This is a genomic window from Streptomyces gardneri, from assembly GCF_006539185.1.
Taxonomy (GTDB): Bacteria; Actinomycetota; Actinomycetes; order Streptomycetales; family Streptomycetaceae; genus Streptomyces; species Streptomyces gardneri.
Genome location: NZ_BJMN01000045.1, coordinates 17401 through 37999, shown reverse-complemented (window position 1 = coordinate 37999; position 20599 = coordinate 17401). Strand labels below are relative to the sequence as shown.

Here is a 20599-nt window from a genome sequence, read left to right as displayed (position 1 = left end):
CCGGGACCTACTTGTTGAGCAGCCCCTTCGCCGTCAGATAGTCCTTGGCGACGTCTTCCGGCTTCGCCCGCTCGGCATCCACCTTGCGGTTGAGTTCGGCGAGATCCGCTGTCGTCAGGACCTTGGTGACCTTGTCGAGCGCGGCCGCTATCTCGGGTGCGCCGGCGTCCTTGGCGTTGACCACGGGCAGGACGTTGTCCGCGTTCTGCAGCTTCTTGTCGTCCTCCAGGAAGACGAGCCCGAAGGTGTCGATCGTGGCGTCCGTGGTGGTCGTCAGGACGAGCTGGTCCACCCCGTCCTTGACGGCCTGCTTGGCCTGCGGGGTCCCGACCCCCTTGGGGTCGATGCCGGCCACGTCGATCCCGTACGTCTTCTTCAGACCGGGCGCGCAGAACGGCCGCACCGCGCATTCGTCACCGGCCGCGATCTTCACCTTGAGCTTCGCGCGGCCGAGATCGGAAAGGGTCGTCAGCTTGTTCTTCTCGGCGAATTCCTTGGTCACCGCGAAGGCGTTCTGATCGACGGCACCGCCCACCGCGAGCACCTTCAGACCACGCGGTTCGGCGAGCTTCCGCAGCGCCTCGACCGTCGCGTCCGCGTCACCGGAAGCCACCGGCTTGTCCTCGGGTGCCTTCGGACCGTTCACCTTCGCGTTGAGGAATTCCGCGATCGTCGCCGCGTATTCCGGTACGACGTCGATCTCGCCGCTCTCCAGGGACGGCTCGTACAACTCGCGATTCTTCACGGTGGTGACCGATACGGAGTATCCGGCGGCCCGCAGCGACTGGGCGTACAGCTCGGCCAGCACCTTCGACTCGGTGAAGGCCGCCGCGCCCACGACCAGCGAGCCCTTCTCCCCGCCCGCGGACGCGCCGGAGCCGCCGGCGTCCTTCTTCTTGCCCCCCTCCAGGCTGTCGCCGCCGCACGCGGCGAGCGCGACGGCCAGCGCCGTCGTCCCCAGCACCGCACCCGCGATACGCGAGACCCTGTTCACAAGACCACCCATCTCCGTCATCAACTTCAGCAGGTCGTTCGGTCGTTCAGTCGTTCAGCTCTTCGGTCCGCGCGCACGGATCGCCGGGCCCGACAGGAGCCGGTCCGCTCCCGCGAGCACCGCCTCCACCAGGAGGGCGAGCAGGGCCACGAGCACGGCGCCCGCGACCACCTGCGCCGTGTCGTAGAGGGCGAAGCCGGCCGTGATGATCCGGCCGAGGCCGCCCTGACCGACCATCGCCGCGACCGTCGCCGTGGCGATGACCTGCACCGCCGCCGAGCGCACCCCGGTCATCACCACCGGCCGCGCCAGCGGCAGTTCGACGCGCCGGAAGACCTGGCCGCCCGTCATCCCCATGCCCCGCGCGGCCCGCACGGCGGACCGGTCCACCTCCCGCATCCCCACGTACGCGTTGGTGAGGAGCGGCGGTATCGCGAACAGCACGAGGGCGACGACGGTCGGCACATAGCCGGCGTTCCGCAGGGGCGAGACCATGAACAGCGCGAGGACCGCGAAGACCGGGACCGCGCGGCCCACGTTGGACACGTTCACCGCGAGCGCCCCGCCCCGGCCGAGGTGGCCGAGCCACAGCCCGAGCGGCAGCGCGACGGCCGAGGCGATCAGCAGGGCCGCCCCGCTCACGTACACGTGCTCCGCGAGCCGCTGCCCGATGCCCTCCTCACCGGTCCAGTGCGCGCCGGTGGTGAGCCAGGTCCAGGCGCCCGTGACGATCCCCATCTCAGGCACCCCCCGGCGCGGTCCGTATCCGGGCCCACGGCGTGAGGAGCCGCTGGAGTCCCAGGAGCAGCAGGTCGGCGGTGACGGCGAGCAGCACGCACAGCACGGAGGCGGCGAGCACCTGCGCCTTGAAGAAGGTCGGCAGCGCGTCCTCGATGAGATTGCCGAGCCCGCCGCGGCCGACGACCGAGCCGACCGTCGTCAGCGCGATCGTGGAGACCGTCGCCATCCGTATACCGGCCATCAGCACCGGCAGCGCCAGCGGGAGTTCGACCTGCCAAAGCAGGCGCCACGAGCCGTACCCCATGCCCCGGGCGGCCTCGCGCGTCTCGGCCGGCACGGCGTCGAGCCCGGCCAGGGTGTTCCGCACGAGGATCGTCAGCGCGTACAGCACGAGGCCGGTCACGACGAGCGCCGCCGAGAGCCCGAAGACGGGCAGGAGCAGAGAGAACATCGCGAGCGACGGCACCGTGTACAGCAGGGTCGTCAGCCCGAGGACCGGGCCCGCGAACCGCGGCTTCGCCCGCACGAGCAGCGCCAGCGGCACGGCGACGAGGAGCGCGAGGAGCACGGACACGACCGTGATTCCCACATGCTGGAGGGTCGCGTCCGTCAGTTCCTCGCTGCGCGTGCGCAGATACTCCCCGCATATCCAGTCGTTGGTGACCAGACAGTTCGGCGTGCTCATCCGCCCCTCCCCCCGGGTCGTCCGCTCGCTCCGAACGTATGTCTGACGACCCTAACCCCCGGCACCGACAATCACCGGGATCCGCCACAATGCGGCAACACGCCCTTCACACACCCCCGGCGGCCAGGGGCCAGAATGGGGAACCATGATCCGGTTCGAGCACGTGACCAAGCGGTACGCGGACGGCACCACGGCTGTCGACGACCTCTCCTTCGAGGTCGCCGAGGGCGAACTCGTCACCCTGGTCGGGCCGTCCGGCTGCGGCAAGACGACCACGATGATGATGGTCAACCGGCTCGTCGAACCGACCTCCGGCCGCGTCCTCGTCGACGGCCGCGACATCGCCGACGTCGACCCGGTCGCCCTGCGCCGCAAGATCGGCTACGTCATCCAGCAGGTCGGGCTCTTCCCCCACCGCACGGTCCTCGACAACACCGCGACGGTCCCCGCCCTCCTCGGCTGGAAGAAGGCCGCCGCACGCGCGCGTGCCGCCGAACTCCTCGACCTCGTCGGCCTCGACCCGGCCGTCCACGGCCCCCGCTACCCCGCCCAGCTCTCCGGCGGACAGCGCCAGCGCGTCGGCGTCGCCCGCGCGCTCGCCGCCGACCCGCCCGTCCTCCTGATGGACGAGCCCTTCGGCGCCGTCGACCCCGTCGTCCGCGAGCGTCTCCAGAACGAGTTCCTCGCGCTCCAGGCCACCGTCCGCAAGACCGTCCTCCTCGTCACCCACGACATCGAGGAGGCCGTCCGCATGGGCGACCGCATGGCCGTCTACGGGCAGGGCCGCATCGAGCAGTTCGACACCCCCGCCACCGTGCTCGGCTCCCCCGCCACCCCGTACGTCGCGGACTTCGTCGGCAGCGACCGCGGGCTCAAGCGGCTCGCCGTCACGCCCGTCACCGAGGCCGACCTCGACTCTCGGACAGAAAGCACCGAGCGGTACGCCGGGGGCCCCGAGGGATACGAGGGCGACGCCCAGGTACCCCTCGGGTCCTCCCTCAAGGACGCCCTCGCCCTGCTCCTCCAGCACGACACCGGCCGCCTCACGGTGACCGACGCCGCCGGCCGCCCCCTCGGCGTCCTCACCCCGGAGGGAGTGCACCGCGCCCTCCGCAGGGCCACGGTGGAGTAGACGTCAGGAGGGGCGGCGGGGCGTCGACTTCAGCAGGGGCGGCCGGGCGTCGGCGTCAGGCGGCGCTGAGCCGCCCTGCCATCCAGACCAGCCCCGGCGGGATCTCCCGGTTCCACGTGTTGAAGTTGTGGCCGCCGCTCTCCAGCGTGATCGACGAGACCCGCGCCGGGCTCTTCACCTTCTTGACGAAGTCGAGCGTCCCCTTCAGGTTGCCCTCGCCCTGCTTCGACGTCGTCACCAGGAACGACGACTTCCCCTGCGGCAGGTGGTCCAGGCTCCACAGCAGGTTCCCCCGCTTGCGCAGCTGGTCGTCGCCGTGGAAGAGGTCGCCCGTCGTCACGTCCTCCGCCGCCTTGTAGTACGCCGAGAACCCCGCCCCCGCCGCGTACCGGTCCGGGTGGTGCAGCGCGATCTTCAGCGCGCAGTACCCACCGGTCGAGTTCCCCATGAAGCCCCAGTTCCGGGCCTTCGTCCCCACCCGGTACGTCTCCGAGACCGCCTTCGGCAGGTCCTCCGCGAAGAAGGTCTCCGTCTGCGGGCCGCCCGGGATGTCCACGCACTCGGTGTCCCGCGGCGGCGCCACCGTCGGACGCAGCATCACCAGGATCATCGGCTGCATCTTCCCGGCCTTCGCCTGGGTGTACGCCGTCCTCGGGTACTTCAGCCCCTTGATCAGGTTCTCCGCGGTGCCCGGGTACCCGGTGAGGACCACCGAGGCCGGGAACGTGCTCTTCGCGTACCGCTTCTGGAAGTACTCCGGCGGCAGGTAGACGTAGGCCGGCGAGGTGATCCCCGACCGCTCCCCCGCGACGACGACCTTCTGTATCTGGCCGCCGACCTCCGGTCGGGACCCGCCCGGCACCTTCAGCCCCTGCTTCTCCAGCACCCGCACGTCCTTCGCGGCGGCCGAGTGGTCGACGACCACCCCCATGTCCTGCTCCTGCCCGAACAGGTCCGCCCAGGAGCCGTAGAAGAGGAAGGAACGGTTCGCCGCAAGACCCACGGCCGCGAACAGCGCCACCTGGGTCACGAGCAGTAGCCCTACCCGCCCCACGACCGCACGCCAGCCGCGCCGCGCGAGCCGCGGCCAGAGCCAGACCGTGACGAGGAACAGCGCCACGGCCAGCACGACGGCCAGCACGAGGACTTTGTTGCTGATGAGCCCCATGAGACGACCGAGCCTTCTTTCCAAGAATTTCCTGTGAACCGATGAACCCGGCTCCGCGCGACTCCGTCATAGAGAGCGCACCAGCCGGTACGGCCCGCCGAACGCGCCGCAGGGCCCGGCCGGAGTCAGAGACCCCTCGCAGGACCACGGGAAGTACGGGAAGCCATGTCTGTCACGGTAGATGGGGACAAATCGCGATTGGTTCCGGTTCAGGTACGCCGGATTCTGCGCGGCCCCCGCCCCGAGAAGGTCCCCGCCCTCGTCGGCACGGCCTGCACCCTCATCGGCCTGATCGACATCGCCGCCGGAGTCTTCCCCCGCTTCCGCGCCAGCCGCATGCACGCGGTCGCCGAAGTCCTCCCCGGCACCCTCGGCCCCCTCTCCGCCGCCCTCTCCCTCAGCGCCGGCGTCCTCCTCCTGCTCCTCGCCCACGGCCTCAAGCGGCACAAGCGCCGGGCCTGGCGCGCCGCCGTCGTCCTCCTCCCCATCGGCGCCGCCGCCCAGTTCGTCTGGCGCCACTCCGTCCTCGGCGCCCTCTTCTCCCTCGCGCTCCTCGCCCTCCTGCTGCGCCACCGCGACGAGTTCGCCGCCCTCCCCGACCCGCGCAGCCGCTGGCGGGCGCTCGCCAACTTCGTCGTCATGGGCGCCGGATCCATCGCCCTCGGCCTCGTCATCGTCAGCGCCCACCCCCGCCGCGTCGTCGGCGACCCCAGCCTCACCGACCGCCTCGAACACGTCCTCTACGGGCTCCTCGGCGTCGAAGGCCCCGTCGCCTACACCCGCGGCGTCGACTGGACCGTCGGCTACTCCCTCGGCGCCCTCGGCATGCTCACCGCCCTCACCACCATCTACTTCGCCTTCCGGCCCGAGCACCCGGCCGCCCGCCTCACCGACGACGACGAGACCCGGCTGCGCGCCCTCCTCGACCAGCACGGCGGCCGCGACTCCCTCGGCCACTTCGCCCTCCGCGACGACAAGGGCGTCGTCTTCTCCCCCAGCGGCAAGGCCGCCGTCTGCTACCGCGTCGTCTCCGGCGTGATGCTCGCCAGCGGCGACCCCATCGGCGACGTCGAGGCCTGGCCCGGCGCCATCGAACGCTTCATGGACGAGGCCAAGGCCCACTCCTGGACCCCCGCCGTCATGGGCTGCTCCGAGACCGGCGGCCAGGTCTGGACCCGCGAGACCGGCCTCGACGCCCTCGAACTCGGCGACGAGGCGATCGTCGACGTCGCCGACTTCTCCCTCTCGGGCCGCGCCATGCGCAACGTCCGCCAGATGGTCAAGCGCATCGAACGCAACGGCTACACCACCCAGGTCCGCCGCGTCCGCGACCTCGACGACGAGGAGCTGGAACGAGTCCGCCGCGCCGCCGCCGACTGGCGCGGCACCGACACCGAGCGCGGCTTCTCCATGGCCCTCGGCCGCATCGGCGCCCCCGGCGACGGAGACGCCGTCATAGCGACCGCCCACAAGGACGATCCCGACGACCCGGCCCACCCCGCCTCCCCCTACGGGGACCTGAAGGCGATCATCCACTTCGTGCCCTGGGGCCCGGACGGCATGTCGCTCGAACTCATGCGCCGCGACCGCTCCGCCGACCCCGGCATGAACGAACTCCTCATCGTCGCCGCCCTCCAGGCCTCCCCGGCCCTCGGCATCGAGCGCGTCTCCCTCAACTTCGCGATGTTCCGCTCCGCCCTCGCGCGCGGCGAGAAGATCGGCGCGGGACCCGTCCTCCGTGTCTGGCGCGGACTGCTCGTCTTCCTCTCCCGCTGGTTCCAGATCGAGTCGCTCTACAAGTTCAACGCCAAGTTCCGGCCCCGCTGGGAACCCCGCTTCGTCGTCTACCGCAACAGCCGCGACCTGCCCCGCATCAGCCTCGCCGCCATGCGCGCCGAAGGATTCGTCACCGTCTCCCTCCCGCGCCCCTTCCCCCGCCGCCGCCCCGTCCCGGCCCCGAGGCCCTGCGCCCACATCGTGCCCACGCTCCCCGCCCCCTCCCCGACGGCCACCAAGCACGAGGTCCACGCGGCCTGATCCACCCGCCTGATCCCGCCCCGGAAGGCCCTGGGCCCTACGCTGGACACATGAGTACGACGATCGACCGTGGCACGGCCCAGGGCCTTCCGGAGTGGGACCGCTGCGCGGTCATGGGCGTGGTCAACGTGACCCCCGACTCCTTCTCCGACGGCGGCCGCTGGTTCGACACCACGGCCGCCGTCAAGCACGGCCTCGACCTCGTCGCCCAGGGCGCCGACCTCGTCGACGTCGGCGGCGAGTCCACCCGCCCCGGAGCCAGCCGCGTCGACGAGGAGGAAGAGCTCCGCCGCGTCGTCCCCGTCGTCCGCGGCCTCGCCGCCGAAGGCGTCACCGTCTCCGTCGACACCATGCGCGCCGCCGTCGCCGCCCGCGCCGTCGAAGCCGGAGCCGTCCTCGTCAACGACGTCAGCGGCGGACTCGCCGACCCCGGCATGGTCCCCGCCGTCGCCGCCGCCGAGGTCCCCTTCGTCGTCATGCACTGGCGCGGCTTCAGCCAGGGCATGAACGACCTCGCCGTGTACGACGACGTCGTCGCCGAGGTCGTCGCCGAACTCCGCACCCGTCTGGACGCCGTAATCGCCGGCGGCATCGCCCCCGAGCGCATCGTCGTCGACCCCGGCCTCGGCTTCGCCAAGCTCGCCCCCCACGACCTGGCCCTCGTCGCCCACCTCCCCGAGCTCCGCGCCCTCGGCCGGCCCCTCCTCGTCGCCGCCTCCCGCAAGCGCTTCCTCGGCCACGTCCTCACCCGCGACGGCGCCACCCCGCCCCCCGCCCGCGAGCGCGACGCCGCGACCGCCGCCGTCTCCGCCATCGCCGCCCACGAGGGCGCCTGGGCCGTCCGCGTCCACGAGGTCAGGGCCACCGCCGACGCCGTACGCGTCGCCAGGGCCGTCGAGGGAGCCGCGTGAGCCGGCCGGACGAAAGGGGAGCCGCGGGCCGCGCCGCCGACGAAGCCGCCGTCGAAGCCGCCAACACCGCCTTCTACGAGGCGATGGAGACCGGCGACTTCGAAGCCGTCTCCGCCCTCTGGCTCGACGACGGGGCCACCCCCATCACCTGCGTCCACCCCGGCTGGCCCGTCCTCACCGGCCGCGGCGAGGTGCTCCGCTCGTACGCCCTGATCATGGCCAACACGGAGTACATCCAGTTCTTCCTCACCGACCTCAGGATCTCCCTGGCCGGCGCGACCGCCGTCGTCACGTGCACCGAGAACATCCTCAGCGGCGGACCGGCCGAGGACGGGGCCGAGCTCGGCCCCCTCGTCGGTCAGCTCGTCGTCGCGACCAACGTGTTCCGCGACACACAGGACGGCTGGAAGATCTGGTCCCACCACGCCTCCCCCGTCCTCACGGAGACCGAGGACACGGACAGCGAGGGCCCCGGCGTGGACGGCACGGAACCCACGGCCTGACCCACCCTTGGCCCCCCGACGGCAAGCGCTGTCGGTCCCCGCAGGTAGATTCGAAGTGGACACCCGGCCGTCCGCACCCGGCTGCGTGGCCACCCGAACTACGACAGCAGGAGTGATTCGCGTGGATCGTGTCGCGCTGCGCGGCCTCAAGGCCCGGGGCCACCATGGCGTCTTCCCCAAGGAGCGCGAGGAGGGCCAGACCTTCATCGTGGACCTGGTCCTCGGCCTGGACACGCGCCCGGCGGCCGCCGACGACGACCTGGCGAAGACCGTGCACTACGGCATCGTCGCCGAGGAAGTCGTCGACGTCGTCCAGGGCGAGCCCGTCGACCTCATCGAGACCCTGGCCGAGCGCATCGCCCAGCAATGCCTCAGCCACGCCGGGGTACAGGAAGTGGAAGTCGTCGTCCACAAGCCGGACGCCCCCATCACCGTGCCCTTCGACGACGTGACCATCACGATCACCCGGAGCCGACGATGAAGCCGACACAGAGCGACCCCACCGTCCAGCCCGTACCGGCCTCCGTCGTCGCCACCGTCGACGCGGCCGACACGACCCTGTCCAACCCCCGCTGGGCCGTCCTCGCCCTCGGCGCCAACCTCGGCAACCGCCTGGAGACCCTCCAGGGCGCCGTCGACGCCCTCGGCGACACCCCCGGCCTCCGGGTCAAAGCCGTCTCCCCGGTCTACGAGACGGCCCCCTGGGGCGTCGAGCCGGGCACCCAGCCCTCGTACCTCAACGCCGTCGCCCTCGTGAAGACGACGCTGCCGCCCTCCTCCCTCCTGGAGCGGGCCCACGCCGTCGAGGAGGCCTTCCACCGCGTCCGCGAGGAGCGCTGGGGCGCCCGCACCATCGACGTCGACATCATCACGTACGCCGACGTCGTCTCCGAGGACCCCGTCCTCACCCTCCCGCACCCCCGCGCCCACGAGCGCGCCTTCGTCCTCGCCCCCTGGCACGACGTGGACCCCGCCGCCCAGCTCCCCGGCCGCGGCGCCGTCGCCGATCTCCTCGCCGTCCTCGGCAGTGCGGGCGTCACTCCCCGTGTCGACCTGGAACTCCGTCTGCCCGAGTAGTCGTTAGGCTCGTGGCAGACCGCCCCGCGACCACGTGAAGGACACCCGGTGAAACAACTGCGGCTGAAGGTGCTCACCGGACTGTTCCTCGTGGCGGGCATCCTCTCCTGGGGCGCCGCCCGCCTCTGGGACTCCGTCGGCACCCTCCCCAGCGTGCCGATCGCCGCACCGATCGTCCTCGCCGTGATCGCGGTCGTCCTCACCGCGACCGCCCTCTCGATCCGCATCCGCCTCAAGGCCCAGCGCGAGCGCCGCCCCGGCGCCAAGGGCGTCGAGCCCCTGATGGCGGCCCGCGCGGTGGTCTTCGGCCAGGCGAGCGCCCTGGTGGCCGCCCTCGTCGCCGGCATGTACGGCGGCACGGGCGTCTTCCTCCTCGGCTCCCTCGACGTCCCGGCCCGCCGCGACCAGGCCCTCTACGCGGCCCTCGCGGTCGTGGCGGGCATCGGCGTCATCGCGGCGGCCCTCTTCCTGGAGCGCGTCTGCAAGCTCCCGGAAGACTCCGACGGCAACGGCGAAGGCCCGGGCAAGGCCCGGGCCTGAAGGCTCCAGCTCAGCGGCAGAGCTCGTCGAGATCGTCGGAGAAGGTCGCGAACTCGACCTGCGCCTCAGTGATGATCTCCCGGGCGGTACGACGCGGAGAGGTCGCGTGCCGCTCTGCGAGCTCGGCCAGGGCCGCGTCCGGCCGAGCTTCCCGCTCCAGGTACAGCGCCGCCTCCGCCGGTCCGAAGCCATCGGCCAGCACCCACAGGAAGTCGGACAGATTCCGGGCGACCACCCCGCGCTCGCCCTCGGAGCCCATGAACACCACGGGCTGCTCTGCCAGCGGTCGCCCCGGCCGCACACACCAGATCGCGGCGAGGCCGCCGGTCCCGTCCTGCCCGAAGACGCGGTAGTCACCGCCGTCGAGCTCGTGGTTGCCGGTCCAGTGTCGGAGCCAGTCCGTGGTCTCCTCGGCGGAGTCGAAGGCGTCGTACGGCTCGAAGTCGACGCCCTCGCCCTCGTCGCCGTAGACGAACTCGGCTCGGGCGACATCGGCAAGCGCAGCGGGAAAACGGCGGTCGTCGCAGATCGTCTCCATCATCCGCGCAGGCTAGCCGCCCGCACCGACATATCCGCGCTGCGGGCTCCACGAGGCCCTACCAGGGCTCACGCACGAGATGCCCGTTCACCAGGAAGGTGGGGTGGGGGGCGCCCCAACACGTCCGCCGCGTGCGTCCAGCCGTCCGGCGTGGCCAGCAGCAGATCCGGACTGGCAGTGAACGCCATGTGGTCCGTGACCACCTCGACGGCTTTACGGGCTTTCACCGCCGCCACGTCGACGACCGTGGTCTGCACCGTCCGGTCGCCGTCGAGCGTCCACATCGCGCGCCCAGGAGCCACGTCCTTCGCCTGGACGCAGCTGTCCACCAGGTTCACCAGCATCTTGCTGGTCAGCCCGTACCCCATACCGGTCCCCCTTGATCAGCGATCGACTCCACTGATCGGGGGACGGTATGGAGCAACGCGGACAGCCCGCTACGAACGGGCCAGTATCAGGGACATTGCCTCGGATCGTGTAGTAGCGTCACGAAGTTGCCCACGTACCGCCGAGGTCGTCGTCTTCGCGCCCGGCTTACGGACACCACGCAGAGCCATGCACATGTGCTCCGCCTCGATGACGACGATCGCACCACGAGCATCGAGGATCCGCATCAGCGAGTCGGCGATCTGCGTCGTCAGGCGCTCCTGGACCTGCGGACGGCGGGCAAAGACGTCGACGAGGCGAGCCAACTTGGACAGCCCGGTAATTTTGCCCGATTCAGCTGGAATGTAACCGATGTGAGCTACGCCATGAAATGGCAGCAAATGATGTTCACACTGAGATACCAGTTCGATGTCCTTCACCAGGACCATCTCGTCGTGCCCGAGGTCGAACGTCGTTGTCAGGACATCCTCGGGCGTCTGCCACAGCCCTGCGAAAAGCTCCTTGTACGCCCGCGCCACCCGCGCCGGCGTCTCGCGCAGGCCCTCACGGTCCGGGTCCTCGCCGACCGCGATGAGGAGCTCTCGTACGGCGTTCTCGGCGCGCTTCTCGTCGAACTCGCCGATCGTGCCCTCGCCGTCCAGCGTCACCGGGTCGGTCATCTCTGTGCCTCGTTCCGTCTGACAGGTGTGCGCGAAAAGCCGCGCCCCCACAGGCTAAAACCTGTGGGGGCGCGGCATCCATTCCGGGGTCTCCGGCTGGTCACTCCTCGGGGGTGTCCACCGGGGCGATGTCGATGCCCTTCGTGGTGTCGACCGCGGGGGTCGCCGTGCCGTTCGCGCTGTTCGTCAGGGCCAGCTCCTTGGGGGAGAGGACCGGCGGACGCGTGGAGGGCGTGCGGCGGGAGGAACCGGTCCAGGCCGGGCGGGCCGGACGCTTGACGATGGGGGCGAAGATCTCGGCGATCTCCTCCTTGCCCAGCGTCTCCTTCTCGAGCAGCGCGAGGACCAGGTTGTCGAGAAGGTCACGGTTCTCGACGAGGATCTCCCAGGCCTCGTTGTGCGCGGTCTCGATGAGCTTCTTGACCTCTTCGTCGACCAGCGCCGCGACCTCTTCCGAGTAGTCCCGCGGGTGCGACATCTCGCGCCCCAGGAAGGGCTCGGTGTTGTCGCCGCCGAACTTGATCGCGCCGAGACGCTCGGTCATGCCGTACTGGGTGACCATCGCGCGGGCCGTGGCCGTGGCCTTCTCGATGTCGTTCGCCGCGCCCGTGGTCGGGTCGTGGAAGACGAGCTCCTCCGCCGCGCGCCCGCCCAGCATGTAGGCCAGCTGGTCGAGCATCTCGTTGCGCGTGGTGGAGTACTTGTCCTCCTCCGGGAGCACCATCGTGTAGCCCAGGGCACGGCCGCGGGACAGGATGGTGATCTTGTGGACCGGGTCGGAGTTCGGCGAGGCCGCCGCGACCAGGGCGTGACCGCCCTCGTGGTACGCGGTGATCTTCTTCTCCTTGTCCGACATGATCCGGGTCCGCTTCTGCGGGCCCGCGACCACTCGGTCGATCGCCTCGTCCAGAGCCTTGTTGTCGATCAGCTTCTGGTCGCCGCGGGCGGTGAGGAGCGCCGCCTCGTTGAGGACGTTGGAGAGGTCCGCACCGGTGAAACCGGGGGTGCGGCGGGCGACGGCGCCGAGGTCGACGTCCGGCGCGACCGGCTTGCCCTTCTGGTGGACCTTGAGGATCTCCAGTCGGCCCAGCATGTCCGGACGGTCGACGGCGATCTGCCGGTCGAATCGGCCGGGGCGCAGGAGGGCGGGGTCGAGGATGTCGGGACGGTTCGTGGCGGCGATCAGGATGACGCCGCCCTTGACGTCGAAGCCGTCCATCTCGACGAGCAGCTGGTTGAGCGTCTGCTCGCGCTCGTCGTGACCGCCGCCGAGGCCGGCGCCGCGGTGGCGTCCGACGGCGTCGATCTCGTCGACGAAGACGATGGCGGGCGCGTTGGCCTTGGCCTGCTCGAAGAGGTCGCGGACGCGGGAGGCGCCGACGCCGACGAACATCTCGACGAAGTCGGAGCCGGAGATCGAGTAGAACGGCACCCCGGCCTCGCCGGCGACGGCGCGCGCGAGGAGCGTCTTGCCGGTTCCGGGCGGGCCGTAGAGAAGGACGCCCTTCGGGATCTTGGCGCCCACGGCCTGGAACTTCGCGGGCTCCTGGAGGAATTCCTTGATCTCGTGGAGTTCCTCGACGGCCTCGTCCGAGCCTGCGACGTCGGCGAAGGTGGTCTTGGGCGTGTCCTTGGTGATGAGCTTCGCCTTGGACTTGCCGAACTGCATGACGCGGGAGCCGCCGCCCTGCATCTGGTTCATCAGGAAGAGGAAGACGACCACGATGAGGACGAAGGGGAGGAGCGAGAGCAGGATCGAGACGAAGGGCGACTGCTTCGTCGGGGAGACGGTGTAGCCCTTCTCGATCTGCCCGGCCTCGAACTTCTCCTGCAGCTTGTCCGCGACGTCGACGCCCTGGGAGCCGATGTAGCTGGCCTGGACCTTGCTGCTGTTGTCGATCTTCTGACCGTCGACGAGCTCGATCTTGATGATCTGCTCGTCACCGGTGGTGACCTTTGCCTGCTTGACCTGGTTCTTGTCGATCGCCTGGACGACCTTGCCGGTGTCCACCGTCTTGTAGCCCTCGGACGAGCCGACGACCTGCATCAGCACGACCACGGCGAGGACGGCCAGCACGATCCACATGACCGGCCCACGGAAGTATCGCTTCACGTCCATCCATACGGAGCGAGAACGCCCCGTCCCTCCTGCCCGTAGGAAAATGCTGCTGTGAGAGCTGCTGTGTGAAAAAGCTGTTCTTCGGACGGTACCTCAGCATCGTCGCCCGCGACCGCCTTCCCGTGGTTCAACGGGGGGAAGGCGGTGCGGGTTCCCCGTCCGGCCGGTTGTTCAGCCGCCGTAGACGTGCGGGGCGAGCGTGCCGACGAACGGAAGGTTCCGGTACTTCTCCGCGTAGTCGAGGCCGTAGCCGACGACGAACTCGTTCGGAATGTCGAAGCCGATCCACTTGACGTCGATGGCGACCTTGGCGGCCTCGGGCTTCCGCAGGAGGGTGCAGACCTCCAGGGAGGCGGGCTCGCGGGAGCCGAGGTTCGACAGCAGCCAGGACAGGGTCAGGCCGGAGTCGATGATGTCCTCGACGATCAGGACGTGCTTGCCCTTGATGTCGGTGTCGAGGTCCTTGAGGATCCTGACGACTCCGGAGGACTGGGTGCCGGCTCCGTAGGAGGAGACGGCCATCCAGTCCATGGTGACGGGGGTGGACAGGGCGCGAGCCAGGTCCGCCATCACCATCACCGCGCCCTTGAGGACACCGACGATGAGCAGGTCCTTGCCCGCGTATTCCGCGTCGATCTTCGCGGCCAGCTCTGCCAGCTTGGCGTCGATCTCTTCCTTGGTGATGAGCACCGACTGGAGGTCGGTGCCCATGTCCTTCTCGTTCACCCGGGTCACTTTCGTTGCAGCGTGCGTCAGCCTTGCCGGATGACAAGTCTGCCACCCTGACGGCGGGCTTCGACGCGACCGGGCAGGTTGATGGCGCCTTGGCCGCGCCAGCCGGTGATGAGCCGGTCGACTTCCTCGATGTGGCGGGCGAAGAGGGAGCCGGCGGGGGCGCCCTCGGCGATGACGGCGCGGCGCAGGACGCGGCGGCGTACGGCGGGGGGCAGGCCGAAGAGCTTGGCGCACTCTAGGGCGCCCGCCTCGTCGCGTACGGCGGTCTCGGCGTCGGCGGCCCAGGTGTCGAGGGCGTCGGCGTCGTCCCGGGAGAGCTGGGCCGTCCGGGCGAGGGCTTCGACGACGCCCTTGCCGAGGGCCTTCTCGAGGGCGGGGAGGCCTTCGTGGCGGAGGCGGGAGCGGGTGTAGGCGGGGTCGCTGTTGTGGGGGTCGTCCCAGACGGCGAGTTCCTGCGCGATGCAGGCCTTGCGGATCGTCTGGCGGTCGAGCTGGAGGAAGGGTCGCCGGTAGCGGCCGGCGGCGCCGGAGACGGCGGCCATGCCGGACAGGGAGCGGATGCCGGAGCCGCGGGCGAGGCCGAGGAGGACGGTTTCCGCTTGGTCGTCGCGGGTGTGGCCGAGGAGGATCGCGGCGGCGCCGTGGCGCTCGGCGGCGGCGTCGAGGGCGGCGTAGCGCGCGTCGCGGGCCGCGGCCTCGGGTCCTCCTTCGCGGCCGACGGTGACGGTGACGGCCTCGACGGGGGTGAGGCCGAGGGCGGTCATGCGTCCGGCGACCTCGGTGGCCCGGGTGTCGGAGCCGTCCTGGAGGCCGTGGTCGACGGTGATGCCGCCGGCGCGTACGGGGAGTTTGCGGGTCTCGAAGGCGAGTGCGGAGGCGAGCGCCATCGAGTCGGCGCCGCCGGAGCAGGCGACGAGGACGAGTGGCTCGTCCGGGGTGGTGGGGTCGGTGGTGTGGTCGGTGAGGACGTCGTGGAGTACGCGGCGGACCGCCAGGCGTATCGCCGCGACCGCAGGATGGGGACCCATGTCCGGTGCCCTTCGTGATGGGGTGGGGTGCCTCGGTCGGAGTCTTAACGGTCGGAAAGGGGGGTTCGGTCACTCAGAGTGCGTCGATGGTGACAGAAACCCGGCCGTTACCCGAGCATTGCACGCCTCACCCCATGCCCAGGGTCCCTCGGATGGGTGATTGGCGGGTTGTTCTCCCGTGTCACTGCGCCGTCCGGCGCTCCTGTCTCACGAGTCTGCCTTACGGTGCACCCTCGCGATCCAGTCGGCGGGGGCGGCGATCTCGGACTTGGTGGGGAGCGTGTTGGGGGAGGTCCACACGCGGTTGAAGCCGTCCATGCCGACCTGGTCGACGACGGCGCGGACGAAGCGCTCGCCGTCGCGGTACTGGCGCAGTTTGGCGTCGAGGCCGAGGAGCTTGCGCAGGGCGAGGTCGAGGCGGGACGCGCCGCGGGCCCGGCGCTGCTGGAACTTCTCGCGGATCTCCGCGACGGAGGGGACGACCTCGGGTCCGACGCCGTCCATGACGTAGTCGGCGTGGCCTTCGAGCAGGGACATGACGGCGGTGAGGCGGCCGAGGATCTCGCGCTGCTCGGGGGTCTGGACGATCTCGACGAGGGAGGGGGCGGGTTCGCCCACCTCGCCCTCGGGGCGGCCGCCGGCGAGGGCCTGGGCGGCTTCGCGGAGGCGTTCGACGAAGGTGCCGGGGTCGACGTCGGTGGCGGCGAGGAAGGACTGGATCTCGCCCTGGAGGTGGTCGCGGAGCCAGGGGACGGCGGTGAACTGGGTGCGGTGGGTCTCCTCGTGGAGGCAGACCCAGAGCCGGAAGTCGTGGGGCGTGACGTCGAGTTCGCGTTCGACGTGGACGATGTTGGGCGCGACGAGGAGGAGTCGTCCGCCGCCGTTGGCGCCGGCGGGGAGTTCGCGGGTGGCGGGGGCGAAGGTCTCGTACTGGCCGAGGATGCGGGAGGCGAGGAAGGACAGGAGCATGCCGAGTTCGACGCCGGTGACCTTGCCGCCGACGGCGCCGAGGACGGCGTTTCCGGGGGTGGTCGCGCGGCGTTCCTGCATCTTGTCGAGGAGCGGGGTGAGGAGTTCGCGGAAGCCTGCGACGTTGGCCTTGATCCAGCCGGCGCGGTCGACGACGAGGACGGGGGTGTCGTGGACGTCGGCGCCCTCGGGGAGCATCCGGGTGTAGGCGCGGACGTGTTGCTCGGAGGCTTTGGCGTGCTTGCGGAGTTCGGCGACGACCTCGCGGGCCTCGTCGCGGCTGACTTCGGGTCCGGGCCGCACGAGGCGGGTCGCGGTCGCGACCGCGAGGTTCCAGTCGACCATCCCGGATGTGCCTGCGCCACCGATGCTCGTCATGCGTCAACCGTACGGTCTCGGCGCCCGATCGGTGCGGGTTCGGAGCGGGTCGGGCGTCGGTGGGGTGCGGGTCGGGCGTGGGTCGGTCGGTGCTCAGCGCCGGCCGGCGAGGGCGGCGGAGAGTCGGTCGAGGGCGGGCTGTGCCTCGTACGGGGAGAGGGTGCGGCCGGCGAGGAACGCGAAGGCGAGGAGCCGTCCGTCGGCGGTGACGACCGTCCCGGCGAGGGTGTTGACGCCTGTGAGGGTGCCGGTCTTGGCGCGGACGAGTCCGGCGCCGGCGGTGGCGGGCGCCGTGTCGAAGCGGCCGGCGAGGGTGCCGGTGAAGCCGCCGACGGGCAGGCCGGTGAGGACGGGGCGGAGGGCGGGGTGTGCCGGGTCGGCCGCGCGGGTGAGGAGGGCGGTGAGGAGGGCGGCGGAGACGCGGTCGCGGCGGTCGAGTCCGCTGCCGTCGGCGAAGCGGGCGCCGGTGAGGGGGAGGTCGAGCCCGGCGAGTTCGTCCCGTACGGCCTGGCCGGCGCCTTCGAAGCTCGCGGGCAGGTCGTGGGCGAGGGCGGTCTGCCGGGCGAGGGCCTCGGCGAGGTCGTTGTCGCTGAGGGTGAGGGTGCGCTCGGCGAGGTCGGCGAGGGGGGCGGAGTACGTACGGGCGAGGGGGGCGGCCTTCGGGGCGGGGCCGGCGCCGGGGGTGGTGGCTTCGGCGGTGGCCTTGGCGGGCCGGCCCGTGTCCTCGGTGGCCTTGGTGGCCTTGGTCGGTGCTCCGGTGACCTTGATGCCGGCGTCGGTGAGGAGGGCGGCGAAGGCGGTGGCGGTGTCGCCGGCCGGGTCGGCGGTGCGGGGCGCGGGGCCGCTGCCGCTCGTGTCGAGGCGTCCTTCGCGGGTCATGAGGGCGGTGACGGGGGCGAGGTTCTCGTTGGGTCCGATGGGGTGGAGCTCGGTGCCCTCGTAGAGGCTCGTGTCGTAGGCGAGCCGTACGGAGGTGTGGCCGCGGGTCTTGAGGGCGCGGGCGGTGTCGGCGGCGAGGCGCTCGAGGCGGGCCGGGTCGAGGGTGGGGTCGCCGCCGCCCGTGAGGGTGACGGTGCGGCCGTCGGCGGAGGCGGTGACGGTGGTGGGGATGCGGTGGTCGGGGCCGAGGGCGGAGAGCGCGGCCGCGACGGTGGCGATCTTGACGGTGGAGGCGGGCGTCATGGGGGTGCCGGCGCCTTCGCCGTACAGCTGGGTACCGGTGGCGGTGTCGACGACGGAGGCCGTGCGGAGCGGGCCGAGGCCGGGGTCGGCAAGGAGCGGTACGAGGGTGGCGGCGAGGTCCGCGGGGCGGGCCGCGGGGCGGCCGGCGGCGGCCGGGGCGTGGAGCGCGGGCAGGACGCCGGGGGCGCTGGGGGCGGGCGCGGGGCGGTGGGGCTTGGCCTTGGCGGGGGGCGGGGGCGGGGCGTGATGTGCGCCACCTGCCGCGGGGGCGGCGGCGCGGGCCCGCTCGGCCGTACGCTGGCCCGAGTCCCACGGGCCTGCTGCGGTCACCGCCACGGCGGCCAGGGCCAGTCCGAGGGCGGCGGAGCCCGCCGTGAGCTGCCACAGCCTCGGCTCGGGCATTGCTGACCAGCCCCTTTCGCGATCACGGTCGTCCGTGAGGGACACTTAATCACCGCGCGTCGTCGCGAGCATTCACTTGTGTTGATTCAGGAGGAGCCACCCGTGGAGTTCGACGTTCTCATCGAGATCCCCAAGGGATCGCGTAACAAGTACGAGGTCGACCACGAGACCGGTCGCATCCGTCTGGACCGTCGCCTCTTCACGTCGACGGCCTACCCGACCGACTACGGCTACGTCGAGAACACCCTCGGTGAGGACGGCGACCCGCTGGACGCGCTCGTCATCCTCGACGAGCCCACGTTCCCGGGCTGCCTGATCAAGTGCCGCGTCATCGGCATGTTCCGCATGACGGACGAGGCGGGCGGCGACGACAAGCTGCTGTGCGTCCCGGCCACCGACCCGCGCATGGAGCACCTGCGGGACATCCACCACGTGTCGGAGTTCGACCGCCTGGAGATCCAGCACTTCTTCGAGGTCTACAAGGACCTGGAGCCGGGCAAGTCGGTCGAGGGCGCCGACTGGGTCGGTCGCGCCGAGGCCGAGGAAGAGATCGAGAAGTCCTACGCGCGCGCCAAGGAGCAGGGCGGCCACTGAGCCCCGCGTCCTGATGGCCCCGACGGGCTGATCTTCTGATCGTGCGAAAGGCGGTGCACCCCTCCGGGTGTACCGCCTTTCGCACGTCTGTCGCACCTTCGTACCTTCGGACCTTCATACTGGAATCCACGATTCCCTGGGGATGAGGCGGAAAGAGTGGTGGCGGAGCCGGAGGGCCCCGAAGAGGCTCCGGAGGACCGGAAGCCTCAGTCGGACGAGGCGCGGAGCGCGTTCGTCCCGCCGGCCGGGGTGGAGCAGCCGGCACCGCCCGAGGAGGAGCATCCGACCTCCGAGTTCTCCCTGCCGTCCGGTCTGACCCCGGAGCCGCCGCCGGAGCAGGAGGGTTCGGCGTTCGCGACGCCCGCCACGTACTCGGCGAAGAGCTCGCCGCCGGTGTTCACCCCGGCGTACGGGGTGCCGATGGTGCGGCTCTCGCAGGACGCGCCGTGGCAGGACCGGATGCGGACCATGCTGCGGCTGCCGGTGCACGAGCGGCCGGTGCCGGAGGCGGCCCGCAAGGAGGACGAGTCCGGTCCTTCGGTGCCGCGCGTCCTCGACCTGACCCTGCGTATCGGCGAGCTGCTGCTCGCGGGCGGGGAGGGCGCGGAGGACGTCGAGGCGGCGATGTTCGCGATCTGCCGCTCGTACGGTCTGGACCGGGTCGAGCCGACGGTCACCTTCACCCTGCTGTCCGTCACGTACCAGCCGTCGCTCGTGGACGACCCGGTCACGGCGAACCGGACGGTACGGCGGCGGGGCACGGACTACACGCGGCTCGCGGCGGTGTACACGCTGCTCGCGGACATCAACGCGCGGGCGCACGAGGTGACGCCCGAGGAGGCGTACCGCAGGCTCGCGGAGATCCGGCGGAACCGGCACCCGTATCCGGGGTGGGTCCTCACGGCGGCGGCGGGAGTGCTGGCGGGTGCCGCCTCGGTGCTGCTCGGCGGCGGGCCGACGGTCTTCTTCGTGGCCGCGCTGGGCGCGGTGCTCGGCGACCGGCTGGCCTGGCTGTGCGCGGGACGCGGGCTGCCGGAGTTCTACCAGTTCCTGGTGGCGGCGATGCCGCCGGCGGCGATGGGTGTGCTCCTGACGCTGCTCCACGCGGACCTGCGGCCCTCGGCGGTGATCACCGGTGGTCTGTTCGCGCTGATTCCGGGGCGGGCGCTGGTGGCGGCCGTGCAGGACGGTCTGACGGGCTTCTACATCACGGCCTCGGCCCGGCTCCTGGAGGTCGCGTACTTCTTCGTCGCGATCGTGGTGGGCGTGCTGTCCGTGCTGTACGTCGCCGTGCAGTTCGACGCGCAGCTGAACCCCGAGGGGGCGCTGCGGGCGGTGGAGCGGCCGGTGACGCAGATCCTGGCGTCGATGGTGCTGTGCGCGACCTTCGCGATCCTGTTGCAGCAGTCGCGGGCGACGGTGCTCTTCGCGACGCTGAACGGCGGGGTGGCGTGGGTGATCTACGCGTCGATCGCGGTGACGGCGGAGGGGTCGACGGTGATGGCGACGGCCGTGGCGGCCGGCCTGGTGGGGCTCTTCGGGCAGCTGATCGCCCGGTACCACCACACGTCGTCGCTGCCGTACGTGACGGCGGCGATCGGGCCGCTGCTGCCCGGTTCGGCGACGTACTTCGGGGTGCTCGCGATCGCCCAGAACAACCTGGACCAGGGCTTCGCCTCACTGGCGAAGGCGGCGGCCCTGGCCCTGGCGATCGCCATCGGGGTGAACCTGGGGAGCGAGCTGGCGCGCCTCTTCATGCAGGCCCCCGGTGCGGCGGCGGCCCGCAGGGCCGCGAAGCGCACCAGGGGCTTCTAGAACCT

Annotated in this window: 21 protein-coding genes; 9 read left to right on the top strand and 12 right to left on the bottom strand. The window is 71.3% G+C overall.

The features are described 5' to 3' along the window. Positions 1-7: 7 nt before the first annotated feature. The 3 genes from SGA01_RS30800 to SGA01_RS30790 are packed head-to-tail and all read right to left on the bottom strand — an operon-like array spanning position 8 to position 2420. Positions 8-1006, bottom strand: a complete 999-nt coding sequence (locus tag SGA01_RS30800; protein WP_174867557.1) for an ABC transporter substrate-binding protein — start codon at positions 1004-1006, stop codon at positions 8-10. 42 nt (positions 1007-1048) lie between these two features. Next, positions 1049-1732, bottom strand: coding sequence for an ABC transporter permease (locus SGA01_RS30795; RefSeq protein ID WP_141300549.1), 684 nt, complete (start codon positions 1730-1732; stop codon positions 1049-1051). A 1-nt stretch (position 1733) separates the two neighbouring features. Continuing rightward, a complete protein-coding gene (locus SGA01_RS30790) occupies positions 1734-2420 on the bottom strand; it encodes an ABC transporter permease (protein ID WP_024761371.1) in 687 nt (228 codons plus the stop codon). 145 nt (positions 2421-2565) lie between these two features. On the opposite strand from SGA01_RS30790, the gene SGA01_RS30785 reads away from it, so the two are divergent. Next, positions 2566-3552, top strand: a complete 987-nt coding sequence (locus SGA01_RS30785) for an ABC transporter ATP-binding protein (RefSeq protein ID WP_141300547.1) — start codon at positions 2566-2568, stop codon at positions 3550-3552. Between the two features lie 55 nt (positions 3553-3607). Here the strand turns inward: SGA01_RS30785 and SGA01_RS30780 are convergent, their stop codons facing one another. Further along, complete coding sequence (locus SGA01_RS30780; protein ID WP_141300542.1) at positions 3608-4720, bottom strand: alpha/beta hydrolase; 1113 nt, start codon at positions 4718-4720, stop codon at positions 3608-3610. Between the two features lie 165 nt (positions 4721-4885). Here SGA01_RS30780 and SGA01_RS30775 point away from each other — a divergent pair, with 165 nt between their 5' ends. From SGA01_RS30775 to SGA01_RS30750, 6 genes are all read left to right on the top strand, one after another. After that, complete coding sequence (locus SGA01_RS30775; protein WP_174867555.1) at positions 4886-6757, top strand: phosphatidylglycerol lysyltransferase domain-containing protein; 1872 nt, start codon at positions 4886-4888, stop codon at positions 6755-6757. 50 nt (positions 6758-6807) lie between these two features. Continuing rightward, the gene (gene folP / locus SGA01_RS30770; protein ID WP_141300538.1) at positions 6808-7668 is read left to right on the top strand and encodes a dihydropteroate synthase; all 861 of its coding nucleotides are present in this window, start codon (positions 6808-6810) and stop codon (positions 7666-7668) included. Then, positions 7665-8171: a nuclear transport factor 2 family protein gene (locus SGA01_RS30765; RefSeq protein WP_141300536.1), complete on the top strand. Its 507-nt coding sequence runs from the start codon at positions 7665-7667 to the stop codon at positions 8169-8171. Before folP ends, SGA01_RS30765 begins: the two co-directional genes overlap by 4 nt. A 121-nt stretch (positions 8172-8292) precedes the next feature. Beyond that, on the top strand, positions 8293-8652 hold the full coding sequence (gene folB / locus SGA01_RS30760; RefSeq protein WP_017240053.1) for a dihydroneopterin aldolase: 360 nt from the start codon (positions 8293-8295) through the stop codon (positions 8650-8652). Further along, positions 8649-9248 carry a 2-amino-4-hydroxy-6-hydroxymethyldihydropteridine diphosphokinase gene (folK, locus tag SGA01_RS30755; protein ID WP_141300534.1) on the top strand — a complete coding sequence of 200 codons (600 nt, stop codon included), beginning with the start codon at positions 8649-8651 and terminating at the stop codon, positions 9246-9248. The genes folB and folK overlap by 4 nt, the downstream gene beginning before the upstream one ends. Positions 9249-9296: 48 nt before the next feature. Next, positions 9297-9788: a DUF3180 domain-containing protein gene (locus SGA01_RS30750; protein WP_141300532.1), complete on the top strand. Its 492-nt coding sequence runs from the start codon at positions 9297-9299 to the stop codon at positions 9786-9788. A gap of 10 nt (positions 9789-9798) precedes the next feature. On the opposite strand, the gene SGA01_RS30745 is transcribed toward SGA01_RS30750, so the two are convergent. The 8 genes from SGA01_RS30745 to dacB form a co-directional block, all read right to left on the bottom strand. Beyond that, complete coding sequence (locus SGA01_RS30745) at positions 9799-10329, bottom strand: SMI1/KNR4 family protein (RefSeq protein WP_141300530.1); 531 nt, start codon at positions 10327-10329, stop codon at positions 9799-9801. Between the two features lie 65 nt (positions 10330-10394). Next, positions 10395-10694: a hypothetical protein gene (locus SGA01_RS30740; protein ID WP_174867553.1), complete on the bottom strand. Its 300-nt coding sequence runs from the start codon at positions 10692-10694 to the stop codon at positions 10395-10397. 69 nt (positions 10695-10763) lie between these two features. Then, positions 10764-11372, bottom strand: a complete 609-nt coding sequence (gene folE / locus SGA01_RS30735; protein ID WP_141300528.1) for a GTP cyclohydrolase I FolE — start codon at positions 11370-11372, stop codon at positions 10764-10766. A 100-nt stretch (positions 11373-11472) separates the two neighbouring features. Continuing rightward, positions 11473-13491 (bottom strand): ATP-dependent zinc metalloprotease FtsH, encoded by a 2019-nt coding sequence (ftsH, locus tag SGA01_RS30730; protein WP_055642771.1) that lies wholly within the window; start codon positions 13489-13491, stop codon positions 11473-11475. Positions 13492-13662: 171 nt separating this feature from the next. Next, positions 13663-14202 (bottom strand): hypoxanthine phosphoribosyltransferase, encoded by a 540-nt coding sequence (hpt, locus tag SGA01_RS30725; RefSeq protein ID WP_030219931.1) that lies wholly within the window; start codon positions 14200-14202, stop codon positions 13663-13665. 41 nt (positions 14203-14243) lie between these two features. Beyond that, positions 14244-15254 (bottom strand): tRNA lysidine(34) synthetase TilS, encoded by a 1011-nt coding sequence (tilS, locus tag SGA01_RS30720; protein ID WP_141300526.1) that lies wholly within the window; start codon positions 15252-15254, stop codon positions 14244-14246. A gap of 207 nt (positions 15255-15461) precedes the next feature. After that, a complete protein-coding gene (locus tag SGA01_RS30715) occupies positions 15462-16601 on the bottom strand; it encodes an Rv3626c family coenzyme F420 biosynthesis-associated protein (RefSeq protein ID WP_141300524.1) in 1140 nt (379 codons plus the stop codon). 93 nt (positions 16602-16694) lie between these two features. Beyond that, positions 16695-18185, bottom strand: a complete 1491-nt coding sequence (gene dacB, locus SGA01_RS30710; protein ID WP_141300522.1) for a D-alanyl-D-alanine carboxypeptidase/D-alanyl-D-alanine endopeptidase — start codon at positions 18183-18185, stop codon at positions 16695-16697. A 102-nt stretch (positions 18186-18287) separates the two neighbouring features. Here dacB and SGA01_RS30705 point away from each other — a divergent pair, with 102 nt between their 5' ends. Then, a complete protein-coding gene (locus SGA01_RS30705; protein ID WP_141300520.1) occupies positions 18288-18779 on the top strand; it encodes an inorganic diphosphatase in 492 nt (163 codons plus the stop codon). Between the two features lie 156 nt (positions 18780-18935). Then, the gene (locus tag SGA01_RS30700) at positions 18936-20594 is read left to right on the top strand and encodes a threonine/serine exporter family protein (protein ID WP_141300518.1); all 1659 of its coding nucleotides are present in this window, start codon (positions 18936-18938) and stop codon (positions 20592-20594) included. Positions 20595-20599 lie beyond the last annotated feature (5 nt).

Bases quoted from the DNA above. Each gene is read 5' to 3' on its own strand.
- SGA01_RS30800 (WP_174867557.1), bottom strand. From the start codon at position 1,006: ATGGGTGGTCTTGTGAACAGGGTCTCGCGTATCGCGGGTGCGGTGCTG.
- hpt (WP_030219931.1), bottom strand. From the start codon at position 14,202: ATGGGCACCGACCTCCAGTCGGTGCTCATCACCAAGGAAGAGATCGAC.
- tilS (WP_141300526.1), bottom strand. From the start codon at position 15,254: ATGGGTCCCCATCCTGCGGTCGCGGCGATACGCCTGGCGGTCCGCCGC.
- SGA01_RS30780 (WP_141300542.1), bottom strand. From the start codon at position 4,720: ATGGGGCTCATCAGCAACAAAGTCCTCGTGCTGGCCGTCGTGCTGGCC.
- SGA01_RS30715 (WP_141300524.1), bottom strand. From the start codon at position 16,601: ATGACGAGCATCGGTGGCGCAGGCACATCCGGGATGGTCGACTGGAAC.
- folE (WP_141300528.1), bottom strand. From the start codon at position 11,372: ATGACCGACCCGGTGACGCTGGACGGCGAGGGCACGATCGGCGAGTTC.
- ftsH (WP_055642771.1), bottom strand. From the start codon at position 13,491: ATGGACGTGAAGCGATACTTCCGTGGGCCGGTCATGTGGATCGTGCTG.
- dacB (WP_141300522.1), bottom strand. From the start codon at position 18,185: ATGCCCGAGCCGAGGCTGTGGCAGCTCACGGCGGGCTCCGCCGCCCTC.
- SGA01_RS30740 (WP_174867553.1), bottom strand. From the start codon at position 10,694: ATGGGGTACGGGCTGACCAGCAAGATGCTGGTGAACCTGGTGGACAGC.
- folP (WP_141300538.1), top strand. From the start codon at position 6,808: ATGAGTACGACGATCGACCGTGGCACGGCCCAGGGCCTTCCGGAGTGG.
- SGA01_RS30795 (WP_141300549.1), bottom strand. From the start codon at position 1,732: ATGGGGATCGTCACGGGCGCCTGGACCTGGCTCACCACCGGCGCGCAC.
- folK (WP_141300534.1), top strand. From the start codon at position 8,649: ATGAAGCCGACACAGAGCGACCCCACCGTCCAGCCCGTACCGGCCTCC.
- SGA01_RS30745 (WP_141300530.1), bottom strand. From the start codon at position 10,329: ATGATGGAGACGATCTGCGACGACCGCCGTTTTCCCGCTGCGCTTGCC.
- SGA01_RS30785 (WP_141300547.1), top strand. From the start codon at position 2,566: ATGATCCGGTTCGAGCACGTGACCAAGCGGTACGCGGACGGCACCACG.
- SGA01_RS30775 (WP_174867555.1), top strand. From the start codon at position 4,886: ATGTCTGTCACGGTAGATGGGGACAAATCGCGATTGGTTCCGGTTCAG.
- SGA01_RS30790 (WP_024761371.1), bottom strand. From the start codon at position 2,420: ATGAGCACGCCGAACTGTCTGGTCACCAACGACTGGATATGCGGGGAG.